Consider the following 10,804-nt stretch of genomic DNA (forward strand, 5'->3'; position numbering starts at 1 on the left):
CGCCAGGTGTTCGCGCTGCTGCGCCGCCTGCGCGAACACCTGGCGGCCGGCATCGCCCAGCGCGCCGATCGGCATCACCAGCGGGTCGACGACAACGTCATGGGCGGGAATGCCGAAATCGGCGCAGCGCTCGACGATCTTCTTGGCGACGGCGAAACGCACGTCAGGATCCATCGAGATGCCGGTCTCGTCGTTGGAGATGGCGACGACCGGGACGTTGTACTTCTTGACCAGCGGCAGGATCGCTTCGAGCTTCTCTTCCTCGCCGGTGACCGAGTTGACCAGCGGGCGGCCCTTGGCAACCTTCAGCGCCGCCTCGATGGCAGCGGTGACCGAACTGTCGATCGACAGCGGCAGGTCGACCAGGCCCTGCACGATCTCCAGCGTCTGCACCAGCAGCGCCGGCTCGGTGGCATTGGGGTCGACGGCGGTGACGCCGGCATTGACGTCGAGCATGGTGGCGCCGCAGGCGGCCTGCTCCAGCGCGTCCTTGATGACGGTCTCGAAGTTGCCGGCCACCATTTCGGCGGCGAGCTTCTTGCGGCCCGTCGGGTTGATGCGCTCGCCGATCACGCAGAAGGGCTGGTCGAAGCCGATGATGATTTCTCTGGTCGCCGACGCGACGATGGTGCGGGTCATGCAATCTCTCCGTCGTGATATAAAGAGTTCTTTATATCGTTATCTGATTTCGTTCAAGCGAATGGTGATCGCCCGGGCTCTCAATGCGCGGTCTTCACCATGTCCACCTGGGTTTCGGTAATCTCGTCATGCAGAATGTGATCGAGCCGCTCTGCGACCAGCTGGTCGTCGCGGCGGATTTCGCGCTTCCAGGGCTGGCGGCCCTTCAGCACGCCCGATTCATCGACGATCTCGGCGACATATTCCTCTTGCCGGTAGGCCATCACATGGACGCCGGCGACGCCCGGAATTTCCTTCACCTCGTTGATGATGTCGATGCAGAGCTGCTTGCCTTCCTTCTTCTGGTCCTGCGCTCCTTCCAGCCGCTTGATGATCGCGTCGGGGATATGGATGCCCGGCACGTTGGAACGGATCCACTTGGCCGTCTTGGCCGAGGCCAGCGGCCCGACGCCGCACAGGATGAAGACCTTTTCGGTGTGGCCGAGATCGCGCGCCTTTTGCATGAAGGTTTTGAACATCGGCACGTCGAAGCAGTACTGCGTCTGCACGAACTGGGCGCCGGCGGCGATCTTCTTGCCGAGATGGATCGGGCGGAAATCGAAGGGCGGGGCGAAGGGATTGACGGCGGCGCCTAGAAAGATCTGCGGCGGCGTCGTCAGCTTGCGGCCGGACAGGAACTTGCCGTTGTCGCGCATGATGCGGCAGGTCTCGAGCAGCGACATCGAATCGAGGTCGAACACCGGCTTTGCGCCGGGCTGGTCGCCGGCCTGCACACCGTCGCCGGTAAGGCAGAGCATGTTGGCGACGCCCATCGCGGCGCCGCCCAGCACGTCGCCCTGGATGGCGATGCGGTTCTTGTCGCGGCAGGCGATCTGCATGATCGGGGCGTAGCCCATGCGGGTCAGCAGCGCGCAGATGCCGACCGAGGACATGTGGCAATTGGCGCCGGAGGCATCGACGGCATTGATGGCGTCGACCCAGCCGTCGAAAATCCTGGCGCGGTTATAGACGTCCTCCGGATCGGCGCTGTCGGGCGGGTTGAGCTCGGTGGTGACCGCGAACTCGCCGCGCCTTAGCACGCGCTCCAGCCGGCCGCGCGAAGTATGGCCGGGCAGGGGATCGAGCGGCAGGTGGATGCCGGCCGGGTTCTCGTCGCGCTGGCGGATGGTCATGCGGAGGCTCCGGTTTTAGGCGTATTCTGGGCAGCCTCGCGGGTTGCGGCCGCTTGCGCGGTGACACGCAGCCAGGCGGAGGTTTCGCGCAGCGACTGGTCGACCGGCTTCTGCACGTCGAGGATCTTGTCGCCATGCACCATGTTACGCGAACCTTCCCAGGCCTTGACCCAGACGCAAGGCATGTCGGGCTCGACCTCGCAATTGCCGTTGGCGCGCACGCCGCCGCATGGGCCGTTGCGCAACTGCTTCGGGCAGTTCATCGGGCAGGACATGCCGGTCGAGGACAAGACGCACTGGCCGCACATGCGGCAGTCGAACATGAAGCCCTTGACGCGCTTCTCGACGAATTTGACCGGGGCCTCGACGCGGCCATAGCCGATGCCCTTCCACAAGGGATGCAGCAGCAGGAAGACGTCGGCGAAGCGGCTGTAGAACCATTCGAGCAATCGCGAGTGCCGGATCGACCATAATCTCACCGCGAAGGAGCGCTGGACGCGCCGCTGCGGCGATACGTCGGCCGGCTTGTAGTCGGATTTCGGCGCTGCCTTCTTGACCAGGGTGGCCTGGGTAACGGTCGGTTGCTTATCAGACATTTTCTTTTCCGCCCGCCTTGACCAGAGCGACCAGCCGCTCGCGGTCGTATTTCGTGTCGAGCTCTTGGAAGGCCTTTTCGACCTCGGCTTCGATGTCGTCGCCGACCGGAACCGGGTCGGCCTTGCGCCATTCGGCCAGATAGTCGTCCGTACCGCCGGCGCCAGTGCGCATGGCGCACATGTCGATCGCCTCGGTGAAGCGCAGCGGCAGTTCGCGCTTGGCGTTCTGCCGGCCCTTCCTGACGATGACCTGGGCGGGGATGTCGCGCCAGTAGACGACGATCAGATCGGCCATAAATTTCTCACTCCTCGAAGCTGCGAGCATTGCCGCATGCGCATTGGGGCCGCTTGTTATGGGACGACGCGCGCGCATTCAAAAGCGACGCTATTGGAGGTCGCAAAAAGAAAGGTGAAATAGAGTGGCCGGCCGGCTACCAGATGCGCTTCGTCAAGCCGGTCCAAAGGTAGTACCAGATCGTCGGATGGTACCACTGTTTCGAGGGCAGGCCGGGATCGAATGTGGCGAGCTTGTCCGCCAGGGCGTCACCGACCGCTGCGACGCAGATGTCGCGCGAGAACGCCGCCTGCCGCAGCGCGTAGCTTGAGATGGTGTCGCCCGGTTCAGGCTTGCCGCGGGCCTGCCTCAGCACGCCGCCGGTGTCGACGCCGGCATCGACCAGATGCACGGTGGTGCCGAAATTGCCCGTGTCGCCCGAGGCCAGCGCCCAGTAGCCGCCGTTCATGCCCCGATATTTGGGTGAGATGCCGGCATGATAGTTGAGCACCGGGCATGGCATCTTCGCCAGCGTCTGCCTCGACAACAGCCGGCAGCCGGCAAGTAGCACTACGCCTGGCTTGATGTCCGCGATCGCCTGAAGGGACTCTGGCGCGTTGGCCGAGGGGACGTCGATTCTGGTCTGGCCGGGCCGGGGTTCGGTCTCCAGTTTCTGCTCGGCGATCAATCGTGCCGCATGGCCGGAAAACAAGCGTTTGCCGAGCCGCGTCAGCACCATAGTGCCGAGTTGCCCGATGGCCGAGATCCAGCCTTGACGCCGAGCCCGGCCGAGAAGCAATTGCTTTTTGGATTCAGGTGTTTCGACGATGACGCTGACAGGACCCAGCCGGTCGGCGATGGCGTTGACGATCGCCCAGATGTGCGGACCGCCCTCGGTGACGACGACGATCGGTCGTGGATCTGCCATTGGCGCTGCCATGGTTCGTGCCGCCCCTAGGGAACACCTGGTGTCGGAGCGCCCGGCGCGCCCGGATGGGAGCGGCCTGCGCAAACGCGCGGCATGCTAGGCTGGCCGGGTTAATCCTTGGTGACGGCCCGATCGGCGGAAGGAATCAGCGCTTGAATTCCATGATGTCGAGCTTCGATTCGTAGTAGGGCGCCGGGAATTCAATGCGCCATTCGCTGGCGCTGTTGCGGAAGGCATAGCCGACCTGGTCGCTTTGCGGGCCGCTGCCATAGGGCTTGGCCGGATCTTCGTTGACGGTGAAGGAGCCGAGATAGATGGCGCGTTTTTCGCTGTCGTCGAAGAAGCGGCCCTTGGTGCGCTGCGAGCCGCTTACCTTTTCCAGCCTCCAGCCGGAGCCGTCATCGCTCACCTTGCATTTGAACCAGCCGTAGATGACGAGCGGGCTCAAGCCGCCGGCCTTGATGGTGCGGCACTTCCAGTTGCCGGTTAGGTCCTTGTCTGAGAAAGCGACCAGCGGCTTGGCGAGCAGGCTATCCAACTGCTTGACCTCGGCCGGATCGCCGGCCTTCGCCTCTTCGAGGGCCGCCTTGCGCGTCTCGCCATATTTGCCGAGCCGCGCCTTGTCGGCGGCGGTGATCAGCTTCTGCACCTCCCCATCGGCGTGAGCCGGCACGATCAGGCAGACACCCAGACTCACAGACAGAAGCAAAGCCCGGAAACGCATCGAATTCCCCCTCTTGACTAGCAGGTCAGCCGAAAGCGGCGGCTTCGGCCAGTTCCGTCGTCAGATCGCCATAGCCGGTCGGGCGGCGTTCATAGGCAAGTCCCAGCAGAGCTGCCGCCTTCTCGGCGACCTTGTCGAGTTCCGGGTCGTCGGTCTGGGCGATATAGACCAGCTTCTTGTAATTGCCGAAATAGTCCTTGATCAGCTCCGGATGCTTGTCGAGGCCCAGCGGCTTCATGAAGAAGGCATCGAACTGGCGGCAGAGGAAATCGGTCATGTAGAACGACATCATGTCGTCGTCGGCGACCTTCGCGTAGGCGTCCATGCCCTGGTAGAAGGCGAAGCAGTGCGGGCCGGCCATGCGCTCGACGCCGTGCTTCTCGCAGATGCGATCGAGCATGCCGCCGGTGCCGCAGTCGGCATAGCCGACGAAGATGTGCCGGTAGCCCTCGGCCTTGGCCTTTTCGATCGCGTTGTCCATGGCCGGCGGGATGCGGTCGGGATAGAAATGGAACTCCGCCGGCAGGCAGGTCAGGTCGAGATGATCGAGCCCGAGCTGCTGCTTGACGGCCAGAACTTCGCGCGCAATCATCCCGCAGGCGATGACGAGCAGCCTTTCGCCTTGATCGGGTTGCGCTTTTCGCACGGCACTCATAGAACCAGCCAAACCGACTTGGTTGCGTTATCTTCGAATCTACAGAACGAGGGAGACACCGTCCATGAAACTGTCGCGCCTTGGCCCCGTCGCCATTCTTGCCTGCGCGCTCGCCCTTTCGGCCTGCGCCAATACGATCCGCGGGGTCGGCAAGGACGTCAAATCGACCGCCAATGCCGTCGAGGACACGGTCAAGAATCCCTAATCCACGGTCTTCCAGAATCTGGGAACAAAAAAGCCGCGCTGCAAGGCGCGGCTTTTTTCATTGGTCGTTGCCAAGCGGCTGGGCTCAGGCCGAAGCCCGCACATTGTGCTTGCGCTTCATGAAGTCCTTGGCGGTCTCGACCGCGACCGCCGCGTCGCGGCAGTAGGCGTCGGCGCCGACAGCCTTGCCGAACTCCTCGTTGAGCGGCGCGCCGCCGACCAGCACGACATAGTCGTCGCGGATGCCCTTTTCCTTCATCGTGTCGATGACGACCTTCATGTAGGGCATGGTGGTGGTCAGCAGCGCCGACATGCCGATGATGTCGGGCTGGTGCTGCTCGATCGCCTCCAGATACTTCTCGACCGCATTGTTGATGCCGAGGTCAATGACGTCGAAGCCGGCGCCCTCCATCATCATGCCGACGAGGTTCTTGCCGATGTCGTGGATGTCGCCCTTGACGGTGCCGATCACCATCTTGCCCTGCTTGGGCGCGCCGGTGGCGGCAAGCAGCGGGCGCAGGATGGCCATGCCGGCCTTCATGGCGTTGGCCGACAACAGCACTTCCGGCACGAACAGGATGCCGTCGCGAAAATCCTCACCGACGATGCGCATGCCTTCGACCAGCGCCTCGGTCAGCACCTTGTAGGGTGCCCAGCCGCGCTCGAGAAGGATATGCGTGCCTTCCTCGATCTCTTCCTTCAGACCATCATAAAGGTCGTCGTGCATCTGCTGCACGAGCTCGTCGTCGGAAAGCTCGGAAAGGATGATCTCGTCGTCGGACATTTTTTCTCGGCGCCAATTGCTCATGAGTGATTTACGGACCGCCGGCACCTTTTGTCAGAGGTGCCGGCGGCAGTTGCTTGCAAGTCTCGGGAGTTATTTCAGGCGTCCAGCCAGACGTTCTGGAAATCCATTTCGTAGGTCTGGTGCATTGAATAGTTCTTCACCTTCTTGCTCATGTGACAGTAGAGCTTCTGCCAGAACGGCTGGATGATGACGCCGGAATCCTGCAGGATCTGCTCGACGTCCTTCATGACCTCCTTGCGCTTGGCGGGATCGGCCAGTGAGAGCGCCTCCTTGAGTTTGGTGTCGAAATCCGGATTCGCGAACGCCGTCTCATTCCAGGCCTCGCCCGAGCGATAGCCGAGCGCCAGTACCTGCACGCCGAGCGGACGCATGTACCAGATGGTCATCGAATAAGGATACTTCGTCCAGTCGTTCCAGAAGGTCGAGCCCGGCAGCACCGTACGCTTCACCTTGATGCCGGCATCGCGCAACTGGCCGGCAATCGCATCGCCGGTGTTCTTCTGCCATTCGTCCTCGACGGTGATCAGCTCATGCTCGAAGTCGGCCTGCCCGGCATCGGCCATCAGCTTCTTGGCTGCGGCGGCATCGCGTGCCTTCTTGGGCAGCGGATAGTATTCGGGATGGATCGGGCTGACGTGGTGGTTCTCGCCGACCGTGCCGCGCCCGGCATAGCCGAGCTGCATGACGGCATCGTTGTCGACGGCCATCTGCAGCGCGTTGCGCACCCGCTGATCGTCATAGGGCTTGTGGGTGATGTTGGTGCGGGCAACGAGCGTGGTCGCCGTCGCGACCTCCGATTTCACCAGATCCATCTTGTCGAGGGCGTCGATGAAGTCGGCCGGCGTTTCGAAATCGAGGTCGATCTCGCCGGAATCGAAGGCATTCAGCGTGGCGTTGAAGTCAGTGCCGTAGTCGATGAACTCGACACCGTCGAGCGGCGTTTCGCCTCCCCACCACTTGCCGTTCTCGCGACGCTTGACGACCGCCTTCTGGCCGACATCGTAGGATACCAGCTCGAACGCTCCGGTGCCGATCGGCTTCTTGATTGGGTCGGCGCCATCCTTGTCGAAGTCGCGATGCACGACCAGCGCCGGATAGTCGGTGAAGCCCGGTATGATCGCGATATCGGCTTCGCTGAGCTTCAGCTTGACCGTATGGTCATCGACCTTGGTGATTGCGCCATCCCTTGCCTTACCGGTCTTGGCGTCGACCAACGCGCCGACGCGGGCGGCCATGGAATTGCCGGACGCCCCCTTCTCGCACCAGCGATTCAGGTTGAAGACCACGTCATCGGCGTTGAAGGCATCGCCATTGTTCCAGGTGACGCCCTTGCGCAGGTGCAGCGTGTATTCGGTGGCGTCGTCGTTGATGTCCCAGCTCTCCAGCAGCACCGGCTCGAAGGTGAACTGGTGCGTGTAGCGGACGAGCGGCTCCAGCCAGCAACGGGTGACGTTCGCCATCTCGGTCCAGTCATAGGTGCGCGGATCCTTCTGCGCCTTGACCGACATCGAGACGTGCAGCGTGCCGCCTTTCTTGGGCTCGTCGGCCAGTGCTTTTGTCGGCGCGGCAAGGCCGATCATGCCATAGGCGAACGCCGTCGACGCGCCGAAGGCGCTGGCCAGGGCCAGGAATTCACGCCTGTCCATGCGGCCCGCCCGCGTTTCTTCTGCCATTGCCTCGATAGCGCCCGGCACGCGGTCGCCATTGCTTCTGAAGAGCGTCATGTTTTCCTCCCTTATGGTTCGTCAGGTTCTTCGCCTGTCTTACTAACTAACGCTGTCCGGCAGTTTTTCCTCACGCCGCGCGATCAAATCCTTGAGACCCTCGGCGATGCCCTCGTCGAGCTTCGGCTCCTCATAGTCGGCCAGCATGTTGCGCGCCTTCTCACGGCCGCGCGTGTCGTGGTCCTTCGCGCCTTCGGCGTTCCATTGCTCGTACGAATTGAAGTCCATGATCGAGGGCATGAAGAAAGCGGACTCGAAATGTTCGAGCGTGTGCTGGGTGCCGAGGAAATGGCCCTGCGGCCCCACCTCGCGGATCGCCGCCATCGCTTCCTTGAAATCGTCGAAGGGAAGGCCGCCGGCATATTTGTACCAGCCGACAAGCTGCTCGCAGTCGGTGGCGAATTTCGAATAGCCGCAGGTCAGCCCCGCCTCCAGCCATCCGGCCGAATGCCAGATGTAGTTGGCGCCGGCGAGGATGGCGGCATGCATCAGCATGTTCGCCTCGTAGCCGGCCTGGGCGTCGTTCAATTTGGAGCCGACATGGAAGCCCGAGGTACGCCACGGCAGTTTATATTTCCTGGCCAGCGCGCCCATCAGATACATCATCTGCGCCGCCTCCGGCGTGCCGCCCATCGGCGCTCCGGTCTTCATGTCCACCGTCACCATGAACTGGCCGTAGATCTGCGGCGAGCCCGGACGCAGCAGCTGGGTGAAGGCGACGCCGGCCAGCGCTTCCGCATTGACCTGCGCCACCGCGCCGACGGCGGAGGCCGAGGTCGAGGCGCCGCACAGAGCGAAGGGCGCCAGGATCAGCGGCTGGTTACTGCGCGCATAGACCTTCATCGCGTCCAGCATGGTGGCGTCCCACACCAGCGGCGAGTTACAGTTGGTGATCGAGACAAGGACCGAATTGTCGCGGACATAGTCCTCGCCGAAGACGATGCCGGCCATCGCCATCGTGTCTTCGGCGCGTTCCTTCGACGTCACGATGCCCATGAAAGGCTTGTCGGAGTGCTTCAGGGCCGAATGGATGATGTGGAGGTGACGCTTCGGGACCGCAATTTCCATCGGCTCGCAGATGACCGAGCTCGACGAGTGCAACGCCGGCGCCATGTAGGCGAGCTTGTGGAAATTGTTGAGGTCGGCGAGCGAGCCGTAGCGCCTGTTGTTGTCGAGGTCACGCACATAGGGCGCGCCATACATCGGCACGAAGATGGAATTCTTGCCGCCAACGCGAACGGTGCGCTCGGGGTTGCGGGCGTTGAGGGTGAATTCCGATGGGACCTTGGAAACCAGCTCCATCAACAGCGCACGGTCGATACGGACGCGTGTTTCCGAGACATCGGCCCCCGCGGCCTTCCACAGGGCGATCGCCTCGTCGTCGCGGAACTCACAGCCCACCTCTTCGAGGATCGCGAGCGACTCCTGGTGGATCAATTCCACCGCCTCGTCGGGAACCATCTGATAGGCGGGGATCTGGCGCACCAGCGTCGGAAACGAGGCTATGGGGGCGCCCCGCATCGCCTTGCGCCCCAGGCGGCCGCCGCTTCTGCGGTTAGCATGTTCGGTCACTGCAACGGCCGGTGCATTCATGACAATTTATCCTCCAACAGCCCGCCAACTTAGCGACAGGAGATATGGCTGTGACGCTGGAAAATCCTGATCGCTTGTATAAACTCTGCTTATGCGAAGCCTGCGCCACCTCCTGCCCTCCGCGGGCAGCCTGATCGTCTTCGAGGCGGCCGGCCGGCTGTCGAGCTTCACCGCCGCCGGGCGAGAGCTCGGCATGACGCAGGCGGCCGTGTCCTATGCCGTGCGCGGACTGGAGGAGCAGCTCGGCGCCAAGCTGTTCCAGCGCCGCCATCGCCAGGTTGTCCTGACGGAGGCCGGCGAGCGCTTCCACGCCGATGTCTCGCTCGGCCTTTCGCATATCCGCAAATCGGCGGAGGACCTGCGCCTGCAGGCGACCGGCGGCCATGTCACGCTGGCCGCGTCGACCGCCTTCGGCTCGTTCTGGATGATGCCGCGCCTGCAGCAATTCCGCGACGAGCTGCCGGGCATCGATCTGCGTATCCAGACCGCCGATCGCGACCTCGACATCATCGCCGAGGGAATCCCGCTCGGCGTGCGCGGCGGCATGCCGCGCGACTGGCCGGACTATCATTCACTGTCGCTCTCCGACGAGGAGATCTTCCCGGTCGCAGGCCCCAGCTACCTCGCCAAATTCAGCAAGCCGAAAACGGTCGAGGAACTCGCCACGCACCGGCTCATCCATCTGGAGGAACCCTATCGCGAGGCGCCGAACTGGGACGAGTGGTTCGCGTCGGCCGGAACCAGTCTGCGCAACGCCGAACGCGGCTTGCGCATCAACGACTATGCGCTGGTGATCCAGGCGGTGATGGAAGGGCAAGGCATCTCGCTCGGCTGGCGGCACCTGGTCGAGCGCCTCGTGGCATCGGGGCTGCTGGTGCCGGTGACGGATCATGTGCTGAGAACCGGCATCGGGTTCTACGTCATCTGGCCAAAGAACCGCGAACTCAGCGACAATGCGCGCAAGGTAAGGGACTGGCTGGTGACACAGGCGTGAGGTCGCCAGCTTCTGCGCTGCCACGCCGGCAGGCCAAAGCGGAGCGCGAGGGATCACGGCGGTGGCTGTTGCCAACGTCATTCCACCCCTCCCCCAATGCTGTCGAATCCGCCTATAATCTCCGGATGCCCATCCGCCAGCTTTCCGAAACGATGATCAACCAGATCGCCGCTGGCGAGGTCATCGAGCGTCCGGCGAGCGTGGTGAAGGAACTGGTGGAGAATGCGCTCGATGCCGGGGCGTCCCGCGTGGACATCGTCACCGCCGGCGGCGGGCTGAACCTGATCCGCGTCACCGACGACGGCTCCGGCATCCCGGAGCGGGAACTGGCGCTGGCAATCGCACGCCACTGCACTTCCAAGCTTTCAGACGACATCCTCGACATCCGCTCACTCGGCTTCCGCGGCGAGGCGCTGCCCTCGATCGGCTCGGTGGCGCGGCTGTCGATCCGCTCGCGCACGGCCGCAGGCGACAGCGCCGCAGAGATCGGCAT

At 63.3% G+C, this 10,804-nt stretch carries 13 protein-coding genes; 3 read left to right on the forward strand and 10 right to left on the reverse strand.

The window, feature by feature from the left end; all coding sequences use genetic code 11:
* The 7 genes from EOA33_RS12160 to EOA33_RS12190 all read right to left on the reverse strand — a co-directional run.
* On the reverse strand, window positions 1–639 hold a 639-nt coding region (locus EOA33_RS12160; RefSeq protein ID WP_127405732.1), incomplete at its 3' end, for a dihydropteroate synthase.
* A gap of 80 nt (window positions 640–719) precedes the next feature.
* The gene (locus EOA33_RS12165) at window positions 720–1,811 is read right to left on the reverse strand and encodes a methylenetetrahydrofolate reductase (RefSeq protein ID WP_126054094.1); all 1,092 of its coding nucleotides are present in this window, start codon (window positions 1,809–1,811) and stop codon (window positions 720–722) included.
* Window positions 1,808–2,407, reverse strand: a complete 600-nt coding sequence (locus EOA33_RS12170; RefSeq protein ID WP_126054095.1) for a methylenetetrahydrofolate reductase C-terminal domain-containing protein — start codon at window positions 2,405–2,407, stop codon at window positions 1,808–1,810. Before EOA33_RS12170 ends, EOA33_RS12165 begins: the two co-directional genes overlap by 4 nt.
* Window positions 2,400–2,702, reverse strand: a complete 303-nt coding sequence (locus tag EOA33_RS12175; protein WP_126054096.1) for a virulence factor — start codon at window positions 2,700–2,702, stop codon at window positions 2,400–2,402. The genes EOA33_RS12170 and EOA33_RS12175 overlap by 8 nt, the downstream gene beginning before the upstream one ends.
* Before the next feature lie 136 nt (window positions 2,703–2,838).
* The gene (locus EOA33_RS12180; RefSeq protein WP_126054097.1) at window positions 2,839–3,621 is read right to left on the reverse strand and encodes a formyl transferase; all 783 of its coding nucleotides are present in this window, start codon (window positions 3,619–3,621) and stop codon (window positions 2,839–2,841) included.
* Window positions 3,622–3,754: 133 nt separating this feature from the next.
* Window positions 3,755–4,333 (reverse strand): DUF4893 domain-containing protein, encoded by a 579-nt coding sequence (locus EOA33_RS12185; RefSeq protein ID WP_126054098.1) that lies wholly within the window; start codon window positions 4,331–4,333, stop codon window positions 3,755–3,757.
* A gap of 25 nt (window positions 4,334–4,358) precedes the next feature.
* A complete protein-coding gene (locus EOA33_RS12190; protein ID WP_126054099.1) occupies window positions 4,359–4,988 on the reverse strand; it encodes a DUF1638 domain-containing protein in 630 nt (209 codons plus the stop codon).
* A 64-nt stretch (window positions 4,989–5,052) separates the two neighbouring features.
* Here EOA33_RS12190 and EOA33_RS12195 point away from each other — a divergent pair, with 64 nt between their 5' ends.
* Entirely contained in the window at window positions 5,053–5,193 is a 141-nt protein-coding gene (locus EOA33_RS12195; protein WP_126054100.1) for an entericidin A/B family lipoprotein, read from the forward strand.
* 84 nt (window positions 5,194–5,277) lie between these two features.
* On the opposite strand, the gene EOA33_RS12200 is transcribed toward EOA33_RS12195, so the two are convergent.
* The 3 genes from EOA33_RS12200 to EOA33_RS12210 all read right to left on the reverse strand — a co-directional run bounded on the left by EOA33_RS12200 (window position 5,278) and on the right by EOA33_RS12210 (window position 9,317).
* Window positions 5,278–5,976, reverse strand: a complete 699-nt coding sequence (locus EOA33_RS12200; protein ID WP_126054101.1) for a B12-binding domain-containing protein — start codon at window positions 5,974–5,976, stop codon at window positions 5,278–5,280.
* Window positions 5,977–6,074: 98 nt separating this feature from the next.
* Window positions 6,075–7,724: an ABC transporter substrate-binding protein gene (locus EOA33_RS12205; RefSeq protein ID WP_127405733.1), complete on the reverse strand. Its 1,650-nt coding sequence runs from the start codon at window positions 7,722–7,724 to the stop codon at window positions 6,075–6,077.
* Between the two features lie 42 nt (window positions 7,725–7,766).
* A complete protein-coding gene (locus tag EOA33_RS12210) occupies window positions 7,767–9,317 on the reverse strand; it encodes a trimethylamine methyltransferase family protein (RefSeq protein WP_127405734.1) in 1,551 nt (516 codons plus the stop codon).
* Window positions 9,318–9,408: 91 nt separating this feature from the next.
* On the opposite strand from EOA33_RS12210, the gene EOA33_RS12215 reads away from it, so the two are divergent.
* On the forward strand, window positions 9,409–10,311 hold the full coding sequence (locus tag EOA33_RS12215) for a LysR substrate-binding domain-containing protein (protein ID WP_127405735.1): 903 nt from the start codon (window positions 9,409–9,411) through the stop codon (window positions 10,309–10,311).
* A 125-nt stretch (window positions 10,312–10,436) separates the two neighbouring features.
* Window positions 10,437–10,804, forward strand: a 368-nt coding sequence (gene mutL / locus EOA33_RS12220; RefSeq protein WP_190234260.1) for a DNA mismatch repair endonuclease MutL, incomplete at its 3' end; no start/stop codon positions are given.

The sequence above is a fragment of the Mesorhizobium sp. M4A.F.Ca.ET.050.02.1.1 genome, from assembly GCF_003997725.1.
Lineage (GTDB): Bacteria > Pseudomonadota > Alphaproteobacteria > Rhizobiales > Rhizobiaceae > Mesorhizobium.

What these genes read in the sequence shown, in the direction of transcription:
- EOA33_RS12165 (WP_126054094.1), bottom strand. Translation starts at nt 1,811, where the DNA reads ATGACCATCCGCCAGCGCGACGAGAACCCGGCCGGCATCCACCTGCCG.
- EOA33_RS12170 (WP_126054095.1), bottom strand. Translation starts at nt 2,407, where the DNA reads ATGTCTGATAAGCAACCGACCGTTACCCAGGCCACCCTGGTCAAGAAG.
- EOA33_RS12175 (WP_126054096.1), bottom strand. Translation starts at nt 2,702, where the DNA reads ATGGCCGATCTGATCGTCGTCTACTGGCGCGACATCCCCGCCCAGGTC.
- EOA33_RS12180 (WP_126054097.1), bottom strand. Translation starts at nt 3,621, where the DNA reads ATGGCAGCGCCAATGGCAGATCCACGACCGATCGTCGTCGTCACCGAG.
- EOA33_RS12185 (WP_126054098.1), bottom strand. Translation starts at nt 4,333, where the DNA reads ATGCGTTTCCGGGCTTTGCTTCTGTCTGTGAGTCTGGGTGTCTGCCTG.
- EOA33_RS12190 (WP_126054099.1), bottom strand. Translation starts at nt 4,988, where the DNA reads ATGAGTGCCGTGCGAAAAGCGCAACCCGATCAAGGCGAAAGGCTGCTC.
- EOA33_RS12195 (WP_126054100.1), top strand. Translation starts at nt 5,053, where the DNA reads ATGAAACTGTCGCGCCTTGGCCCCGTCGCCATTCTTGCCTGCGCGCTC.
- EOA33_RS12200 (WP_126054101.1), bottom strand. Translation starts at nt 5,976, where the DNA reads ATGTCCGACGACGAGATCATCCTTTCCGAGCTTTCCGACGACGAGCTC.
- EOA33_RS12205 (WP_127405733.1), bottom strand. Translation starts at nt 7,724, where the DNA reads ATGACGCTCTTCAGAAGCAATGGCGACCGCGTGCCGGGCGCTATCGAG.
- EOA33_RS12210 (WP_127405734.1), bottom strand. Translation starts at nt 9,317, where the DNA reads ATGAATGCACCGGCCGTTGCAGTGACCGAACATGCTAACCGCAGAAGC.
- EOA33_RS12215 (WP_127405735.1), top strand. Translation starts at nt 9,409, where the DNA reads ATGCGAAGCCTGCGCCACCTCCTGCCCTCCGCGGGCAGCCTGATCGTC.